This window comes from Paenibacillus foliorum (assembly GCF_013141765.1).
Taxonomy (GTDB): domain Bacteria; phylum Bacillota; class Bacilli; order Paenibacillales; family NBRC-103111; genus Paenibacillus_S; species Paenibacillus_S foliorum.
This window is the reverse complement of the sequence record NZ_WHOD01000067.1, coordinates 181,550-200,866: the sequence shown is the minus strand read 5'-3', so window position 1 is coordinate 200,866 and position 19,317 is coordinate 181,550. Positions and strand designations below refer to the sequence as shown.

Annotated in this window: 17 protein-coding genes; 7 read left to right on the top strand and 10 right to left on the bottom strand. The window is 45.9% G+C overall.

Going from position 1 to position 19,317, the window contains the following annotated elements:
* Positions 1–12 precede the first annotated feature (12 nt).
* The 4 genes from GC093_RS18415 to GC093_RS18400 all read left to right on the top strand — a co-directional run bounded on the left by GC093_RS18415 (position 13) and on the right by GC093_RS18400 (position 3,845).
* Positions 13–264 carry an acyl carrier protein gene (locus GC093_RS18415; RefSeq protein WP_171653349.1) on the top strand — a complete coding sequence of 84 codons (252 nt, stop codon included), beginning with the start codon at positions 13–15 and terminating at the stop codon, positions 262–264.
* A 6-nt stretch (positions 265–270) separates the two neighbouring features.
* Entirely contained in the window at positions 271–1,467 is a 1,197-nt protein-coding gene (locus tag GC093_RS18410) for a class-II aminoacyl-tRNA synthetase family protein (RefSeq protein ID WP_171653348.1), read from the top strand.
* 68 nt (positions 1,468–1,535) lie between these two features.
* A complete protein-coding gene (locus GC093_RS18405) occupies positions 1,536–2,453 on the top strand; it encodes a hypothetical protein (RefSeq protein ID WP_171653390.1) in 918 nt (305 codons plus the stop codon).
* Between the two features lie 240 nt (positions 2,454–2,693).
* The gene (locus tag GC093_RS18400; RefSeq protein ID WP_171653347.1) at positions 2,694–3,845 is read left to right on the top strand and encodes an MBOAT family O-acyltransferase; all 1,152 of its coding nucleotides are present in this window, start codon (positions 2,694–2,696) and stop codon (positions 3,843–3,845) included.
* Positions 3,846–3,949: 104 nt separating this feature from the next.
* Here GC093_RS18400 and GC093_RS18395 read toward each other — a convergent pair whose 3' ends face one another.
* Entirely contained in the window at positions 3,950–4,180 is a 231-nt protein-coding gene (locus GC093_RS18395; RefSeq protein ID WP_171653345.1) for a hypothetical protein, read from the bottom strand.
* Positions 4,177–4,512, bottom strand: coding sequence for a hypothetical protein (locus tag GC093_RS18390; RefSeq protein WP_216624688.1), 336 nt, complete (start codon positions 4,510–4,512; stop codon positions 4,177–4,179). The genes GC093_RS18395 and GC093_RS18390 overlap by 4 nt, the downstream gene beginning before the upstream one ends.
* 291 nt (positions 4,513–4,803) lie before the next feature.
* Between GC093_RS18390 and GC093_RS18385 the strand changes: the two genes are divergently transcribed.
* Positions 4,804–5,772, top strand: coding sequence for a sugar phosphate isomerase/epimerase family protein (locus tag GC093_RS18385; protein ID WP_171653344.1), 969 nt, complete (start codon positions 4,804–4,806; stop codon positions 5,770–5,772).
* Between the two features lie 145 nt (positions 5,773–5,917).
* Here GC093_RS18385 and GC093_RS18380 read toward each other — a convergent pair whose 3' ends face one another.
* The 3 genes from GC093_RS18380 to uvrB all read right to left on the bottom strand — a co-directional run bounded on the left by GC093_RS18380 (position 5,918) and on the right by uvrB (position 11,390).
* On the bottom strand, positions 5,918–6,133 hold the full coding sequence (locus GC093_RS18380; protein WP_171653343.1) for a hypothetical protein: 216 nt from the start codon (positions 6,131–6,133) through the stop codon (positions 5,918–5,920).
* Positions 6,134–6,398: 265 nt separating this feature from the next.
* A complete protein-coding gene (gene uvrA, locus GC093_RS18375; protein ID WP_171653342.1) occupies positions 6,399–9,281 on the bottom strand; it encodes an excinuclease ABC subunit UvrA in 2,883 nt (960 codons plus the stop codon).
* 111 nt (positions 9,282–9,392) lie between these two features.
* Complete coding sequence (gene uvrB / locus GC093_RS18370) at positions 9,393–11,390, bottom strand: excinuclease ABC subunit UvrB (protein WP_171653341.1); 1,998 nt, start codon at positions 11,388–11,390, stop codon at positions 9,393–9,395.
* Positions 11,391–11,653: 263 nt separating this feature from the next.
* Here uvrB and GC093_RS18365 point away from each other — a divergent pair, with 263 nt between their 5' ends.
* Both GC093_RS18365 and GC093_RS18360 read left to right on the top strand, forming a co-directional pair.
* Positions 11,654–12,439 (top strand): flagellar motor protein, encoded by a 786-nt coding sequence (locus tag GC093_RS18365; RefSeq protein ID WP_171653340.1) that lies wholly within the window; start codon positions 11,654–11,656, stop codon positions 12,437–12,439.
* Entirely contained in the window at positions 12,423–13,196 is a 774-nt protein-coding gene (locus GC093_RS18360; RefSeq protein WP_171653339.1) for a flagellar motor protein MotB, read from the top strand. Before GC093_RS18365 ends, GC093_RS18360 begins: the two co-directional genes overlap by 17 nt.
* A gap of 140 nt (positions 13,197–13,336) precedes the next feature.
* Here GC093_RS18360 and GC093_RS18355 read toward each other — a convergent pair whose 3' ends face one another.
* The 5 genes from GC093_RS18355 to ftsE all read right to left on the bottom strand — a co-directional run bounded on the left by GC093_RS18355 (position 13,337) and on the right by ftsE (position 19,313).
* Positions 13,337–14,632 (bottom strand): PDZ domain-containing protein, encoded by a 1,296-nt coding sequence (locus GC093_RS18355; protein WP_171653338.1) that lies wholly within the window; start codon positions 14,630–14,632, stop codon positions 13,337–13,339.
* A 261-nt stretch (positions 14,633–14,893) separates the two neighbouring features.
* Positions 14,894–16,342 (bottom strand): S41 family peptidase, encoded by a 1,449-nt coding sequence (locus GC093_RS18350; protein WP_171653337.1) that lies wholly within the window; start codon positions 16,340–16,342, stop codon positions 14,894–14,896.
* 99 nt (positions 16,343–16,441) lie between these two features.
* Entirely contained in the window at positions 16,442–17,692 is a 1,251-nt protein-coding gene (locus GC093_RS18345; protein ID WP_171653336.1) for a murein hydrolase activator EnvC family protein, read from the bottom strand.
* A 27-nt stretch (positions 17,693–17,719) separates the two neighbouring features.
* A complete protein-coding gene (ftsX, locus tag GC093_RS18340) occupies positions 17,720–18,637 on the bottom strand; it encodes a permease-like cell division protein FtsX (RefSeq protein WP_171653335.1) in 918 nt (305 codons plus the stop codon).
* Positions 18,627–19,313, bottom strand: a complete 687-nt coding sequence (gene ftsE, locus GC093_RS18335) for a cell division ATP-binding protein FtsE (RefSeq protein ID WP_171653334.1) — start codon at positions 19,311–19,313, stop codon at positions 18,627–18,629. The genes ftsX and ftsE overlap by 11 nt, the downstream gene beginning before the upstream one ends.
* Positions 19,314–19,317 lie beyond the last annotated feature (4 nt).

Below are 19,317 nucleotides of genomic sequence, written 5' to 3'. Positions count from 1 at the left end.
GAGGCTTATCCCATGCAGGACCTGCTGGAACAGCTCGAACAACATATCCGCACACGTTATGAGATTGAGTCGGATGATGATGATTTTACTGTTGATGTACATTTGTTCGATTACGGTTATATTGATTCTATTGGCGCTACAGCTTTAATCGCCCACATCGAGAAAACCTATAGCATCCAGGTGACGAATCAAGACCTGATGCTGTATTCTATGAATACAGTGCGAGAAATCGCCGATTTCATCCACAAAAAGATTGCGAGGTAATTACCTATGGAATGCGTCGTATCCCTTGAGGGACTGGCATCCAGCCAGCATGGTCAGGTGAAGTACGCTGCCGCCTTCATTGACGAGAATATCCGGGACATCCGGCTTGACAATAATCATATTTATATCACTCACGAATCTGCCAAGAGCAATGAAGTCATCGAAGCGCAAGTGCACCGCCTGATAGAGCGTTTCTCCCATGGCGATTTCGGATTTAAAGAAAACATATTATTTGAGCACAAGGTCAATACTCCTTATGAAGGCGACATTATTTCTGAACTCGTTGACCGAAAAATCATTAAAATACTAGAGCCAGGTTTATTCATTTTCCGGGAGCCCTTCTCCAGCCTAATGCGCTTCTTGGATTATTCGTTCGTAACGAAAATCGCTAATCGCTTCACCGATGTGAAGGAAGAAGCTTACCCAGCTGTGATTCACTGCGATACACTCAACAAAACAAATCACTTCACATCGTTCCCTGAGCATATTCATTTCCTGACCCATCTTCGTGAGGATTTGGATATTATTGAATCATTCTCCCAGGCTATCCGTGATGCAGGCGGTTGGAAGCAGGATGCACCGCTAGATCTTAATGCGAATATGCCTACGCCCAAGTTCACCATGAATCCTTCTACATGCTATCATTGCTATGAAGGCTTACAGAATGAAACACTCGAAGGTGATGGCCTTGTAGTGACAGCGATCTCCAAATGTCACCGCTTTGAATCACGTAACCACAGTGACTTCGGCCGATTGCTTGATTTCAGCATGAGGGAGATTATCTTTGTCGGTAAACCTGAGTTTGTAAAGGAAAACCGTCTCCGCTCTATCGAGTATATTAAAGAGCTCGCCGTTGAGTGGAATGTGGACAGCTTATTCGAGATTGCCAACGATCCATTCTTCACGAACGATTTCCAAACAAAAGCTTCCTTCCAGCGCAATCAGGAAATGAAATACGAGCTGCGCTTGAACATTCCATATATTAACAAATCAATTGCCTGCAGTTCCGTTAATTTCCATAGCAATACATTCGGCACTGCCTTTAATATAAAAATGGGCAAACGTAACGCAGTTACTGGCTGTGTAGGCTTTGGTATCGAACGCTGGGCATTCGCTTTCCTTGCACAGTACAGCTTGGATGAAGCCGCTTGGCCTGCCGCTTTCCGCGAGCAATATCATGCTTGGCAGCAAAAATCTTTATAAGTGTTTGATCACAGAACAACCCTCTATAAGCAAATGAAATCTAAAAAAATGTAGGTTCCATTATGAAACTGATAGCTTTTTTTCGCAAAAACAGCTTTGTGCTGCTGCTACTAGCCGCGTTTGTACTGTCGGATCTTCTCATCACCGCATGGGATCCGATGGTTACATCGCGGCGCTTTTATAAGAACGACTTTACCAAAACACTCTACCACCATCAGTGGCAAGATCGCGGTTCCGTATTTTACGGCAACTCCTCGGTAACAGGTGCATTTGTGGAGAAGGACTCCAAGTCCGGACTTGTAGAAATGGGTCTCTCTTACGGGAAGCTCACTGACCTGAAAGCCATTTTGGAGCAGAAGCGCTACCATTTCGAAGGCCCTCTAGTTATCGGTATCGATGTACATACGATGCTCGACAGCCTGGAAACAGACCCGACCTACCAATGGTTCAAACCATGGTATCAGCCTTATGTATACACTTACCGCGATTATTTCCGCGATTCGGGAACAGAGCTTGTGCGTCAGCTATACAAAGGGACACTGGAACTGAACCGCTCACAGCTGCTTGCTTACGAGCCGCGCTGGATCGATAAAGAGCTCTATTTCGGTCATAAAACCGACGCAGAACTACGTACGAAATGGGACGACTACGAGCAACGCTTCGGCTGGATGTCGCAGCGCGACTACAAGGACAATCTGCAAGCCCTTGAGTGGATTTTACAGTATGCCAAGGATAATCAGCTGCCGCTGCGTGTAGTTTGGATGCCATGGAATAAAGGATACGCACTTCCTAAGTATATGCCTGGACTACAAGAAGACGTAAATCGCCGTCTTGCGGCTTATCAGGTGCCCGTACTGGACCTGCTGCAAAAGTATGATCCGAAATATTTTCATGATCTCGTCCATTTGAGCCGCCAAGAGGGTGCTCCCGTATTTACGAAGGAGGTAGACGCATGGCTCCTTTCGCTCGCAAAATCTTCGAAATAATCGTCTATACAGCGATGCTGATCATGGTTTTGATTTATTTTACTGGTAAGGGACTTTTTATTTACGAAGGATTCTAGAAGTAAGTTAGCTCGGTGAACAGTAACCCGCTGCGGGCGGCGGATCATTCTTACAATAAATGTTGTCGAATTCTGACGTTTCTTAGGAATGATTCCGCCCTCTCTGCTGCTTATTCGCCGCTCTCCTAGAAGCCGCCGATTTTTTCACTAAGGGAGTATCGCTATGTGGTATTTGAACATGAACGCGGTTGTAGCGATGATCGGCATGGTCCTTATTCTGGCACTGACCCGATGGTGGCCGCACAATAAGCGCATTTTGCTGCTCGCGTTCAATCTTTGTTTCTTGCTGGTGTTCAGTAAGAAGCTTTTTGTCTTTTATGTGGTCTATACTCTGCTTAACTATCTAGGCTTCCTCTTTTTATGTCATGTTACCTCTTGGCGCAAGGGGTGGTTTATTACACTCATCGCGCTGAATGTGGCAGGAGTTTGCTGTTTAAGGCTGTTCGGTATGAAGGTATTCGAGAACCCTCTCTTCGATGTGGTCATACTACTCGGACTTGTTTACAATGTGCTGAAAGTTATCGATGCCTATTATTTCGCCTATTTTTTCGGCAAGGAGGCTCGAACGCCTGCGCTCGATTACGCCAATTACATTTTGTTCGTGCCGACCTTTACCTCCGGTCCCATTCTAAAGTTCCGCGACTTTATGGCTGACACCAAGCAGCCCTATCAGCTAAACTCAGGACAGGTAGAGGCTGCAGTCAAACGAATCATTCTCGGAATGTTCAAGAAGATTGTACTCGTCACCTGGATGACTGATTTGTTTAACCAGATGCAGCAGCAGGAGCTGCACACCCATGAATCATTATTTCTGATGATTTGGTTTTATGCTCTTATTTTCTTCGACTTTTCCGGCTACTCAGATATTGCTATCGGCTTTGGCCGACTGATGGGCTATAACATTCCGGAAAATTTCAAAAAGCCCTTCCAATCACCCACACTTACCCAGTTTTGGCGTAATTGGCATGCAACACTTGGTGACTGGTTTCGCGATCACATTTTTATGTTCTTTTCCCGAAAAGCCCCTAGCAAAGCAACCGCAGCCTGCTTGTCCATCCTCATCATGGTGCTGATTGGACTGTGGCATGGCTTTAGCTGGCTTTACTTTTTGTACGGCTTGTACCATGGCATTGTGATGGCCCTTGAAAATCTATTGGGCAAATCTACAGTCAACAAGAAAAAGGTCACCAAAGCCTATTTCTTCGCTCGCTGCGCGTTTACTCAATTGATTGTTACCGTCTCTGTTATTATTTACAGTGGTAGTGAGGAAACCGTGTTTAAAATTTACCGCGGCCTATTTAATTGGCCCTTCTGATCGACAATAAAAAGAGGAAGAGCACTTTCCGTAAGTAACGGCAAGTGAACTTCCTCTTTTTTCAATTTTTAAGGGCTTTCATATTTCCCCAAGCCTAACTATGCCTAGCCATGCAGGGCCAAGCAAACCCTTCCTGAAGCTGGACCCGCCTTAGAATATAAATACGCCTCATTTCCAACCACCTCTATACGCTCCAATTGCTCTAAATCGAATAATGTGCCTGGCCCCCCGGTTACTTTCCTCGTCTGCAGCACTTGAATGAGCCTGGGAATCATTTTATGATCGCTTGATAAGAACGTTACTGGGATTTCCATATCCTCAAATTTGATTCTCATGCCGATTCTCCCTTCTCTACCGATTTTGCATTATCGATCATTGAAACCTGATGCGCTGCTGTGAACAACGATTCCGAACGGTCGCTTATATGGGCTTGCAAGGTGGAACAATGGATTTGATTATGGATGGCCGTTATGAACACTTCTCCGAGATATTGATATACCTGATCGTGATCCTTCTTGTGAACCTGGACCTTACCGGTTTTCGAATCAATATTGAGGGAAATATGACTAGAAACTTCGACCAAGCAGGAGGACCTTCTAAAGCCTTTAGGGAAACGAAGCCATTGGCCTAAAGCTGTTTCTACAATTTGAGTTTCCTTATTGTGCATGCTGGTTCGTCCTCTCATCCAAAATTATGTACCCATTTGCAAGACAGCCCTTTGACAAAGTTAAGTCTCGGATTCGTGAATGCACCTCATTTCATGAAAATATACTTCTTCATTATTGTAGCGCGTCTTGTCTGCAAAGAAATGGGAACCGTGTCGAGACAACTGTCGAAGCATTTAATTTAAAAATGAACTAAGCTAGTTTGTCCGCATCTTATACTTTGAGAAGTAACCAAACAATGCTATACTTTGGGAGAGTCGCGTACACGCGTACATTTTTATCGGAGGTGTCTTATGAAGTTAGGCGTATTTTCAGTATTATTTGGACAAAAATCATTGGAAGAATCGCTGGACTATATTGCTTCAAAAGGCTTGGAAGCGATTGAAATCGGCACAGGCGGTTACCCCGGCAATGCTCACTGCAACCCTGAAGTGCTGTTAGCTGATGAAGGGAAATTGAAAGCATTCAAAAAAGCGGTCGAGTCCCGCGGATTAATCATCAGTGCTTTGAGCTGCCATGGGAATCCTTTACACCCACAAAAACCGATTGCAAAAGAGCATCATGATGTTATCATCCAAACATTGGATCTCGCTGAAAAGCTCGAGGTTCCTGTTGTAAATACGTTCTCGGGTTGCCCAGGCGACCATGAAGGAGCAAAATATCCGAACTGGCCGGTTGCTCCTTGGCCAACTGATTATCAGGAAATTCTAGACTGGCAGTGGGCTAACAAGGTCATCCCTTACTGGACTGAGACAGGTAAATATGCTTCTGACCGCAATGTAAAGATCGGGTTAGAGCTTCATGGCGGCTTTTCCGTACATACTCCTGGAACACTATTGCGCCTTCGCGAAGCTGCAGGCGATGTCATTGGCGCGAACCTTGATCCTAGCCATATGTGGTGGCAAGGTATTGATCCGGTGCAAGCTGTACAAATTCTTGGACGTGCAGGCGCTATTCATCACTTCCATGCCAAAGATACTTCAATCGATCCGATCAACATCAATAAGCACGGTGTTACCGATATGCAATCCTATACCATGATGCTTGACCGTGCTTGGCAGTTCCGTACTGTAGGCTACGGCCATGATATGAAAACATGGGCGGATATCATTAGCGCGCTTCGATTGGTTGGCTACGATTATGTAGTGAGCATAGAGCATGAGGACGGCTTAATGTCCGTAGATGAAGGTTTTACTAAAGCTGTTGAAAACCTGCAGCAGGTGCTGATCAAGGAACCACTAGCCCAAATGTGGTGGGTGTAATACTTAAAAGCCGGGGAGCACGCTCCTCGGCTTTTTTATTGAAACAATTATAACCTCTGAACAAAAAAGCCCTAAGACCACCGTGAAGTGGTAAGGGCTTCATTTACGTGCGTCGAAGCTTGCGACGATCGCAAGGATTCGATCTTTACAGTTTATCCATCCAATTGAGTACCATAACGGTATCCATAATCAAAAACACCAACAAGCTAACGCCACCAAAACCGATAGCAAAAAGATTTTTCTTAGGAGCAATCAGCAACCGAACAACACCAATAGCAATAATAATCGTGAACAATAACACGAATGGATCAAAGCCGGTAAATTTGCTCGCTGCTTGCGCTGCCTCTTCAGCTAAAAACATCGAGAGACCTCCTCTAGTATACGAAAATGCTTAGTTTCTATCTTATCTTGACTGGCTTTGAAGTGCAAGTAATTCAGCAAAGTGTAACAAGTTTGTCAACATTTGCGTTTGTTTCATACTTTCTTTGCCTTATCTAATGATTCCCCAATTTTCTCATTATAAATCGTTATCCTATGTACCACATATCAAATACTAGCCATAACCCGATCTCCATCTGAGTTAAGGCTAGTATTTGATTCTATTTTTAAGGCATATTTACCCTACCCTACACTACCACATCTTCCATCTGTTTAAGCCGCTGTGCATAGTCCTCAGAGCGAGCTTTATCTCTTTCAAGTATTGGTTTCAAGTAGCGACCTGTGTAAGAGCCTTCCACCTTCACGACTTCCTCCGGTGTACCTGTAGCTACAATGGTACCGCCTTTGCTGCCGCCTTCCGGCCCTAGATCGATCATATAATCAGATGTCTTAATGACATCCAGATTATGCTCAATTACAAGTACGCTATCGCCATTATCAACCAATCGATGCAGCACTTTAAGCAGCCTGTCGATATCGTGGATATGCAGCCCTGTCGTTGGCTCATCGAGAATATATATCGTCTTGCCCGTGCTTCTGCGATAAAGCTCAGCAGCTAGCTTCACGCGCTGCGCTTCGCCGCCTGACAGCGTAGTTGCCGGTTGTCCCAGGTCCATGTAGCCTAAGCCTACATCAAGCAAAGTGCTAAGCTTACGATGAATACGCGGAATGTTTTTGAAAAACTCGCAAGAATCCTCAATCGTCATTCCAAGCACCTCGGAAATGTTCTTCCCTTTATACTGCACTTCTAAGGTTTCCCGATTGTACCTTTTTCCCTTACATATCTCGCATGGAACATAGACATCAGGCAAGAAATGCATTTCGATCTTAATAATTCCATCCCCGCGGCAAGCCTCACATCGTCCGCCCTTTACGTTAAAGCTGAAGCGGCCTTTTTTATAACCACGCACCTTAGCTTCATTCGTATTAGAGTATACGTCGCGAATATCATCAAACACTCCTGTATAGGTTGCAGGATTAGAACGCGGCGTCCGACCAATTGGCGACTGATCAATATCAATAACCTTGTCGACATGCTCCAACCCAATGAAATCTCGGTATTCACCGGGACGAACCTTGGCACCATTCAGTTGTTTGGCCAACGTTTTGTACAAGATCTCATTAATTAATGTACTTTTACCTGAACCCGATACCCCAGTTACACACGCAAATACACCTAAAGGAATCTTTATGTTAACATTGCGTAGATTGTTTTCCTTGGCGCCTTTAATTTCAAGCCATTTTCCATTCGGCTTCCGGCGTTCAGCTGCTATAGGAATGAATTTCTTCCCACTTAAATATTGCCCAGTTAAGGATCCTGGATCATCCATAATTTCTTGCGGTGTCCCTTGGGAAACCACTGTACCTCCATGGATACCCGCTCCAGGACCAATATCAATAATATAGTCAGCTGCAAGCATCGTATCTTCATCATGTTCAACGACAATCAACGTATTGCCCAAATCGCGCATATGCTCCAACGTTTTAATTAAACGATCATTGTCCCTTTGGTGTAAGCCGATGCTCGGCTCATCCAGGATGTATAACACGCCCATTAAGCTCGAGCCAATCTGCGTAGCCAATCGTATCCGCTGGGCCTCACCGCCTGATAAGGTTCCTGCTGCACGATGCATGGTTAGATAATCCAGACCTACATTGACGAGAAAGCCAAGACGAGCATTGATTTCCTTAAATATTAAATGCGCTATCTGTAGCTCTCTATCGGTCAGCGTCAGCCCCTCAAACCATTCCTGCGAATCACCAATGGAGAGGGAAGTTACATGGGCAATATTCTTCCCATTGATTGTAACTGCCAACGATTCAGCCTTCAAGCGCTGCCCTTTGCATTTGCCGCATGGCTTCGAGCTCATGTAGGCTTCTATATGCTCACGAATGCCGTCAGAGAACGTATCCCGATAACGACGCTCCAAATTATTTATAATGCCCTCAAAAGGTACTAGCGCTTCCTTCTTGTGCCCCATATCATTCTCATAACGGAAACGGACCTTCTCACCACCAGTGCCATTCAAAAGCTTCTTCAGTTGCTCTGGCAGCAGCTCCGCAACGGGCTTGTCCGTAGGAATGTTGTAATGCTCACATACAGCAGCCAAAAACTGCGGATAATAGTTCGAAGTGCTGCCAGCCCATGCCTCAAATGCACCTTCTTCAATGGAAAGCGTCGGATTAGGGACAAGCAGATCAGGATCAACTATCATCTTGCTGCCTAATCCATCGCAATCAGGACATGCGCCGAACGGACTGTTGAAGGAGAACATCCTTGGCGCTAGCTCCTCAATGCTGAATCCGCATTCGGGACATGCAAGGTTCTGACTGAACAGCAGTTCTTCTTTCTCCAAAATGTCTACGATAATTCTTCCGTTAGCCAGCTTTAACGCTGTTTCCAATGAGTCTGCCAAACGGCTGTGAATATCGTCTTTCACAACAATCCGGTCAACAACCACTTCGATCGAATGCTTCTTGTTCTTATCAAGCTCAATCTTATCCGATATATCCATAGTCTCGCCATTTACACGAACACGAACAAATCCTTGCTTCGAAATATCCGCCAGCAATTTGGAATGCTCACCTTTACGTCCCGAGATGATCGGCGCTAATATCTGAAGCCGTGTCCGCTCCGGGTATTCCATAATCCGGTCAACCATCTGCTCGACCGTCTGAGATGTGATCTCTAACTTATGATCTGGACAGTGGGGACGGCCGATTCGTGCAAACAACAAACGAAGATAATCGTAAATTTCCGTTACAGTACCCACGGTGGAACGTGGATTACGGCTTGTGGTCTTCTGGTCGATAGAAATGGCTGGCGACAATCCTTCAATTGAATCCACATCCGGTTTATCCATCTGTCCTAAAAACTGACGTGCGTATGCAGATAATGATTCGACATACCTACGCTGGCCCTCGGCATAAATCGTGTCGAAGGCGAGCGATGACTTTCCAGAGCCACTGAGCCCTGTGAGCACGACAAAACGATCCCTGGGGATCGTAACGTCTATATTTTTCAAATTATGCGCTCTCGCGCCTTTGATTACGATATTATCTCTGACCACTTGGTTCCCACCATCCTTTATATATCACAAGAGAATCCTTCTACGGTGGATTCTCTATCTCATTATGCTTTTACCCATTATATCCAACTACTGGCCTGCTTTTAACTTTTTCTACAGCTCCGTTTTTAACTCCATCACCGCATCACGCAGTTCAGCCGCCCGTTCAAACTGCAGATTTTTGGCTGCTTCTTTCATTTCCACTTCCAGACGCTCGATCAACGAAATTCGATCCTTCTTGGACATCTTAGACTGCTTCACATCCGTTAAGTAATCGGCCTTCTGTTCAGCCACCTTGACTGCCTCAATAACGTCCCGAACCTTCTTCTGTATCGTTTGTGGAGTGATCCCGTGATCCTCATTATAGGCAATTTGGATCTCACGGCGGCGACTCGTTTCACGAATCGCTTTCTCCATCGAATCCGTTATTTTGTCTCCATACATAATAACCCGACCATTCGAATTTCTCGCTGCCCGGCCAATCGTCTGTATCAGCGATCGTTCCGAACGCAAGAAACCTTCCTTGTCAGCATCCAGAATGGCAACAAGCGATACCTCCGGCAAGTCCAAGCCTTCCCGCAGCAAATTAATACCTATTAACACATGGAATACGCCCAATCGCAAATCACGCAAAATAGACATCCGTTCCAGTGTTTTAATATCCGAATGCAGGTAGCGAACCTTAATCCCGATCTCCTTCAGATAGTCCGTTAGGTCCTCTGACATCTTCTTCGTTAAAGTAGTTATAAGCACTCGCTCGTCCTTGCGAATTCGGTCATGGATCTCCGCCAGCAAATCATCGATCTGACCTTTCGTCGGCCTTACCTCAATAATCGGATCCAACAAACCGGTTGGCCGGATTATCTGCTCTGCCATCTCAGGACAATGCTCCAGCTCGAAAGGGCCTGGTGTAGCAGAGATAAACACAGCTTGCTTCACCTTACCCTCAAATTCCTCGAATCGAAGCGGCCTGTTATCCATGGCCGATGGTAAACGGAACCCATGCTCCACCAACACTTCCTTACGAGCCCGATCTCCGTTGTACATCCCCCTGATCTGTGGCAGAGATACGTGAGATTCGTCCACCATCACTAGCATATCCTCTGGGAAATAGTCGAACAATGTATACGGCGTTGCTCCCCGTTCACGGAACGTCAAAGGCCCCGAATAATTCTCGATCCCCGAACAAAAGCCCATTTCCTGCATCATCTCGATATCATACCGCGTCCGCTGCTCCAACCGCTGAGCCTCCAGCAGCTTGCCGTTCTCACGCAGCTCCGTCAGTCGTTCCTCCAGCTCCCGCTCGATGTTAATAAGCGCGCGCTTCATCGTATCTTCATGGGTAACGAAGTGAGATGCCGGAAAGATTGCGATATGATCGCGTTCGCCCAGAATTTCGCCGGTCAGAACATTAATCTCCGTAATGCGCTCAATTTCGTCTCCGAACAATTCTACCCTTACAGCCTGCTCGCCATGCGAAGCAGGGAAAATCTCTACAACATCACCACGGACGCGGAACGTACCGCGGACAAAGTTCATATCGTTGCGCTGATACTGGATATCGATCAGACTATGCAGGATATCATTGCGCGACCGCTCCATACCGACACGTAACGACAGCACCAGGTTGCCATATTCTATCGGTGAACCTAAGCCGTATATGCAGGATACGCTAGCTACAACAATTACGTCTCGTCGTTCGAACAACGAGCTGGTCGCTGAGTGACGCAGCTTATCGATTTCCTCATTGATGCTTGAATCTTTCTCTATGAATGTATCCGAAGATGGAATGTATGCTTCTGGTTGAAAGTAATCATAATAGCTGACGAAATATTCCACGGCATTATTCGGGAAAAATTCCTTCAATTCGCTGCACAGCTGTGCAGCCAATGTTTTGTTGTGTGCGATCAACAAGGTAGGTCGGTTCAGCTTCGATATCACCTGAGCCGCTGTGAACGTCTTACCTGTTCCTGTAGCGCCCAGCAATGTCTGATATCTCGTCCCCGCTTGAATACTTTCTAACAGCTTCTCAATTGCCATAGGCTGATCTCCCTGCGGAGAGAAATCCGATATCAGCTCAAATGGTTTATTCCTTATCGTTACCTCGCTCATTCTATCACCCGCCTATTGAAAAAAGTCATGTTCTATTAACTTTTAAACAATTGTTTCCGATAAATAATATGATCTATCGACGTGTATTGACTCCGTTCGACTTTTTTCCTTATAGGAATACTTGTTCCCATATATTATACCTTTTTTCATCTTTTGTTGCAAACGATTAAAGCTTTCCTCAATTAGTGGGTTACAGGAATTTTAATCATATAGATCCGTATGAAGAGAAATATTAATTTATTGAATCTAGGGGTGGTAGGAACGTGGATTTAACAACGATTATAGGTCTTGTAATAGGTCTGGGGGCTTTGCTAGGCGGTTATATGTGGGACGGCGGCCATATTGGAGCTCTTATTGTTCCCAGCGCGATGTTAATTATCTTCGGGGGAACAGCAGGTGCTATCGCAATTAGCTTCCCCATGTCACGCCTGAAGGATATCGGCAAGGCCCTTAGCATGGCATTCAAGGAAACCAAAAGAGAACCTGGGACTATCATTGAGGAGCTCGTAGATATGGCCACGGTTGCCCGCAGAGAAGGAGTACTTGCTCTTGAGCAACGTGCCGTGGAGCATCCCAACAGCTTCTTACGCGGTGGGCTTATGATGGTTGTTGATGGTACCGATCCTGAACTAACTCGTCAAATTCTGGAGCTCGAAATGGACGCGCTTGAGCATCATCATGAGGGCTGGGCCAAAATATTTGAAACTGCCGGTGGTTATGCGCCTGCTATGGGTATTATTGGTACAGTTATGGGGCTGATACACGTTCTGGGCAACTTGGCTGATCCGAGCAGTTTGGGACCCGCCATCGCTGTTGCTTTTACCGCTACATTATATGGTGTCGCTTCTGCGAATGTGGTGTATTTACCTATAGCAACCAAAATAAAAATTCGTAGCAAAGAACAAATTTCTGAAATGGAATTGATGCTTGAAGGAATCTTAGCTTTGCAAGCAGGCGAGAATCCTCAGTTAATTCAAAAGAAACTGAAGTCCTTCCTCCATCAAAACCATAAGAATACGGAAGGTGATATCAGTGGCGAGGAGAAATAAGAAGCATGCCGAGCATGAAAATCACGAGCGATGGTTGATTACCTATGCAGATTTAATCACGCTGCTTCTGATCTTCTTCGTTATCATGTATGCGATGAGCAAGATCGATACAGAGAAATATCAAATCCTATCGCAAGCACTTAATTTCGAATACAAAAAAGCCGATTCCGTGCTTCCGCAAGGGCAAGGAGTCCTCGGTCGTGTCAGTACGGCCAAGGCTAACGAAGGCGACAAGTCCGAAAACGCCGAGAAGGAGAAAAAAGAGAAGGAAGAGAAAGAACAAAAAGAAATTCGTGAGAAGCAGCTGGAAAACTTATTGGAGAAGATACAGCAGTACATTCAGCAGCAAAACCTGCAAGCTCAGGTGTTCGCAGCCAATACGCCGAAGGGCATTTCAGTCACTCTAAACGACCTATTCTTGTTCGATCTTGGTAAAGCCGAGCTAAAAAAAGAAGCATTCCCCATTTTAAACCAACTGGCCACTCTCTTCCCGACCTTGAATACAACGATCAGCATTGAAGGTCACACGGATAACCTACCTTTGGCAACGGGGTCCTTATACAGGGACAACTGGGGACTTTCAAACGAGCGTTCACTATCGGTGCTTCGCTACTTCATTAATACGGCTGGGCTAGATCCGAAAAAGTTCATGTCTTCTGGCTATGCAGATACACGCCCTGTTGCCGGAAACGATACTTTGGAAAACCGCGCCAAAAACCGACGCGTTGAAATCGTTGTGCTGCGTGAATCGAATTAATCAGCCCTTCACCTCACATATAGATGATTCGCTTTAATCTTCATAAAAAAGAACCGTCAATCCTGACGGTTCTTTTTGTGTGCAAGCTCATGCGTTTGAGCGGTAAAATAACTTAAGTGTTATTAAAGCTGTACCCCTGCCTACATAGGTCTGCTGCCAGATCGGTTGCTAAAAACCCCTACGAGCTTTCTACCAAAGTATGAAAATATGTGCGATTGCTTCTCTTCCGCATAATACATGGCATCTTGGTCAGGCGCTAATATAATGCCTAATTGATGATGCTCGTCGGAAAACAATGCACGCTTCAGAAACTTGCTTTCCCCCGCTAAATTAAGCACCTCAAGCTTGCAAAATGCCGGGTTCTGCTGCATCGCTTGAAACAGCTCCTGCTTCGTCATTACCGCAATCCCATTCACCTTGTGTATGACTTCCCCTGCAGTCAGTCCCATTTCAGCCGCTGCGCTGCCAGGCAAGATGCCCAGAATCCTCAGCCCACGCTGGTCGTGAACATAATAGGGGATTCGCTTCGACTCATCCCACCTGCTGTAAACCCGTAGACCCTCATGAAGCAGTATGCAGCCTAAGGAAGCAACCACGGTCAATACCGGCCACACATAGGCCAAGAAGGCCAACAGCAGTACGGAGCAGGCGTATAAAGCCAACAGCTTCGCGGAAAGGCGCGCCTTCTCCTGCGGCAACCGAGACATAGTCATCTCAGCGAAGCCGATCATGACAGGGAAGCTTATAATAGTCCAGCCACCGTTCCACAGCCCTCCACCCACTAGAGGTGTCCATGGCAACGGAATGCCACTTCCTCCCTGCAGCGGGACTAGCAAGAATAACACAACCGGCCAGAACCCTTGCATATTATAGCCGCCGACTATTTTCCCCCGCTTGCTTGCATAAAACATCGGCGTAGCTGTTTTAGCCCCCTGCTGCCTCACTAGCAACGCTTCAATAAGATGAAGGATTGCAATAAGCGCAAGTAAGGACGGCATATTCAAACTGAGCAGCGTGTTCATAAACCATGCCATTATCCCCGATGTCGGCTCCAGCCTTGAGGCAAACGCGCCGCATACCACTTGCAGGACACCAATAATCCCAATAGCATAAGCCCAGCATAAAAATCTCACACGAATGAAAAGCAGCAGCAGCGATAAGACCCATAGTAAGAGTACCGCATCAGCTTGAATGGTAGCTCCAACAGCAGCCATGGCTGCAGAAGCAGTTAACCCACCGATCCAACCCCATAATAACGCTCGCCACGTTTCGGTTAATAAGGAATGCAGCTTCGTATGAAATAATTTGCGTTCGAATAATATTTGCCTGCGATATTGCAAGATGACAAATAAAATGCCTACATAATAAAACGGATGCATGAACAATTGAAGCAGGGCCTGAAGCCCTCTTTGTGCCACTTCCATGAACACGATCATTGGACTGCTCCTTCTTTAGGTACATTAAGAAAAGCTCCAATTCGAAGCATTTTCGGTGAAGATACATTCGTGTCTTAGCGATAACAATATCAGAATTGTTCAGCTCCGCTGAAAACTTATAAATTCTAATATTAGAAAAAGAAGGCTGGATGAATCCAACCTTCTTACTCTTTCGACGCTGCTTATTCAATTTCCTGCTCTTTACAAACATTCCCATCCAACTATTGGATTATAAAATCCATTGTTCTCCCTGGTTGGGCTCTACTTAGGCATTACAGATTGCAGGTGCTGCGTCGCCGCTTTTAGCTGCAGATCATTTTTGGGATCTTTGATTTCATTCAGAATCGCTTTTTCAATCCGGTTGGCTGTCTCTACGTCAACCTCGCCTGTAATCGGCAGGCTTTGCATCCGTTGAAACGCCTTGACAGCTAATGCCGTTTTATCACTGAAATAACCGTCTGTACGATCAGGAGTTAGTCCTAGCCCCGTCAGCATGGTTTGTAAATTTTTAACGTCCTCACTATTGGTATCCGGCTTCAGAGTCGTTTTCTTACTCAAAGGCGCTACCTTGAAAAAAGCAGGTTGTTCGACCGCGATATCCGGTGAAATGCCTTTTTTATGAATCCAGGTACCATTTGGCGTCAGCCACTTGTACACGGTCATCTTAATATTGCTGCCATCGGCCATTTCCTTCTCGAAGGTTACTTGAACCGTACCCTTACCGAAGGTCGTTTCACCGATCAGCTTGCTGCCGCTAGAGTCATGCAAGGCTCCAGCCAGTATCTCTGAAGCGCTGGCGCTACCTTTGTTAATCAAAACGGTGACAGGGTAATTCTTACCCGTACCCTGAGATGGCGTATCTTCCTGTTCACCTTTGCGGTTCTCAATCTTCACAATGGGCTTGCCTTTAGGCACAAAAGGTTCGACGATTTCTACAACAGCGGACAGCAGACCGCCCGGATCGTTCCGAACATCGATGATTAACCCCTTCATCCCTTTGGCTTCAAGACCTTTTAGCTCGTCTTTGAATCGTTTGGACGTGTTGCTGGAGAACTGGCGAATCTCGATTTTACCGATATTACCCTGCATCATTTCCGCATAGACGGTCTCAACATCAATATCGTCTCGTACAACGATCATCTGAATAGGCTCGGGTGAGCCAGGCCGTACAATTTCAAGCTTCGCCTGCGTACCCTTCGGTCCGCGAATTTTCATGATCGCTTGGTTCAGCGTCAATCCATCGAGCTTCTCGCCATTTACCGAAAGGATCACATCATGCGTGTGCAATCCCGCTTTCTCAGCCGGAGAGCCTTTGATAGGCGCCATGATAGTTACCTTGCCGTCTTCCGAGGAAACCTCAGCCCCAATTCCCTGAAACGAAGAAGTGATGCTCTCGTCAAACTGCTTCGCTTCTTTCTGGTCCATATAGACTGTAAAAGGGTCATCCAACGCCGACAGCATACCGTTAATCGCTCCGTTAACTACCTTATCACGGTCGATTTGCGATAAAAACTTGCTGTCAATCAGCTGGTACGTGGTGGCGATTTTATTCAAATCCTTGGTACTCAAGCCGGACTTCACGGTCGCCGTGCTGCTCTCTCCACCTACTGAAGCAAAAATCGATGGATGCACAATCGTTAGCGTCATAATGCTGCTGGCGAACATAGCCAACAAAATAAATGCCAAAACCGTACGTCCTTTAAATGTCATTGCTTTGTATACACCGCCTTTGCTACTTACCTTATCGACTGGCCGTCCGTTTAGTATATGACAAGCTATTTGAAATTATTAACAGCCATTATTTCAAAGTTACTTCAAATACGGTTTAGGATCTACCGGATTTTCGTTAATCCGAACTTCAAAATGCAAGTGGTTACCGGTCGATTCACCAGTTGATCCGACCTCTGCTATTTTTTGTCCTCTTTTTACCGTATCGCCTTTTTCCACATCGGTTCCACCGTTGCGGATATGGCCGTACAAGCTCCATACACCGTTGCCATGATCAATAATAACACAATTCCCGTATCCGCCCCACCAGGAAGCAACGATCACTTCGCCATCAGCTGCAGCTAATATGGAGGTTCCGTTGGGCGCACCGAGGTCAATCCCTTTATGAGTCGCTTTCTTGCCGGTGAATGGATCAGAGCGCGTCCCGAAATCGGAGGTCATAGGCGAAACCTTCGCCAATGGGTAACCCATCCTGCCGCCTGTGAACGCAGGGGTCGAGCTCGCGGCTGGAGCCGTTCCGCCTTCCTTCTTGGCTTTTGCCGCAGCCGCCGCTCTAGCTGCTTCCTCACTAGCCTTGCGTTTCTCAGCAGCCAAGGCGGATGCTTTGCGCGCATACTCAAGCAATACTTTCTCCTGATCCTCGCTTATGTCCTCTAGTTCCTTCTCCTTTTTGGAGAGGCTAGCTATTTTAACTTCTCTTTCTTTCTCTTTCGTCACCAAGTCGGCCTTAACAACCGTTGTCTGACTATAAAGATCCTTAACCTGATCCAGTTGCTTCTGAACCTGCTCCTGCTTGTCCGCTATCATGATACGGTCCTTCTGATTGGACTCCAATATCTTCTTATCTTGATCTACAATAGCCCTTAAAGCATTCAAACGATCCAAGAAATCGCCAAAATTCGTTGAGCTGAGCAGGACGTCTGCATAAGAAACAACTCCGTTCATATACATGAGACGAACCCTTGATTTCAGCAACTTATCTCTTGTTTCAACGCGCGTTTCAGCTTCCTCCAGCTGTTGGCCTGTTTCTTGCAGCGTATCCTTTACCGTTTTAAGTTGGGTATTCAGCTCATTGAGCTTCAGGTTCGTTGCCTCAATTTGACTGAGCAATGAAGTAATATCTGAGGTTGCCTGCTGCTTTTCCTGGTGAACCTTGCTTATTTCGGATTGCGCTTCGTTAGCTTTTTGCTGAGCGGTTGTTTGCATTTTTTTCAGCTGGGTTATCTGCTGCTCGATCTTCTGCGTTGCAGTCAGAGCGAATGCAAACTGCGGTACAATAAGTGTTCCTACCAATCCTGATGTTACGATTAGAGACAGAAGAGACTTTTTCAACTTTTCATTTCCTCCCCGATCCGTTTATTACACCCGTAAAAACTTGCGAACCGACAATGTGCTTCCCCATATTCCAATCATAATTCCAATTCCGAGCAGCAGCCCTGATATCGTGTAGTTAACCTGTTCAAATGGCAGCAGCTTGATCATAAGCAAGTTCAAATCCAGCTGGGTAGACTCCATTAACTGCCAGTAGCCGTACAACAGAATAACCACGGGTATTACCGAACCGATAATCCCTAGCAGCGCTCCTTCAATAAAAAACGGCCAACGGATAAAAGAATTCGTAGCTCCAACCAGCTTCATTATCGAAATTTCGCGGCGTCTTGCGACAATTGTAAGCTTGATCGTATTGGAAATAAGGAACATCGCCGTCAAAGCCAGCCCCACTACTAGAATGAGACCCGTATAACGTACGATTTCGGTTACCTTGAACATGGTTTCTACCGTTCCTTGTCCATAGCTGACGCGATAAATAGGCTTGGTTGGGAAACTGTTATTCATAGCACTAATCTTCTCAGCAACGCTTGCAACCTCACGCGGTTCCGTAACTTCTATTGTGAATGAATCGTTCAAAGGATTGTTCTCTCCATCAAACCCTTCAAGCAGCTGTTTTCCGCTATCACCAAGCTTCTCTCTTAAATAGATTAGCCCTTCTTCCTTTGATACAAATTTCACTTTGTCTACCATGGATAAGGTCACAATCTGATTCTGTAAAAGCTGCACCTGCTCCTTCGGAGTGTTCACTTCCAGGTAGACACGAATTTCAACCTGCTGCTCAATTTGCTGAGCAAGATAGTTTACATTCAAGGTCAGCAGCAAAAAAACACCTAATACAAATAACGAGATGGCTATCGAGCTCATTGATGCGAATGACATCCAGCCATTACGGACCACATTCTTCCCGCCTTCGCGTAAGTGGCGGAACCCTGTGCTAATCCTCATAGCCGTATTCACCCCTTACTTCATCACGGGCTATTTGGCCCTGCTCAATGGCAAGCACCCGCTTGCGCATCGTATTGACAATTTCTTTGTTATGCGTTGCCATAATGATGGTTGTGCCGCGGAAGTTAATCTCCTCCATCAGCTTCATAATTCCCCATGATGTGTCGGGGTCTAGATTTCCTGTCGGTTCATCCGCAATGATCACGGCCGGATTGTTAACAATCGCACGTGCAATAGCTACGCGCTGCTGCTCCCCTCCGGATAGCTGGGTTGGCAGAGAGCCCGCCTTCTCCCTCAGCTTTACCAGCTCTAACACTTCAAGCACGCGCTTCTTAATAATTTTCTTGGGTGCCTCAATAGCTTCCATGGCAAAAGCGACATTTTCAAACACAGACATTTTCGGTAAAAGACGATAATCTTGAAAAATAACGCCGATATTGCGGCGTACATACGGAATTTTCCGCTGCTTCAATTTCTCCAGATTAAATCCATTGACGAAAATACTCCCCTTAGTTGGCCGTTCTTCTCTATAAATCAATTTCATGAATGTCGATTTTCCTGCGCCTGACGGCCCTACGACATACAAGAATTCATTGCGGTCCACTTTTACGTTGATCCCTCTCAGCGCATTGCTTCCATCGGGATACGTTTTCCATACATCGTTCATTTCGATCACAATA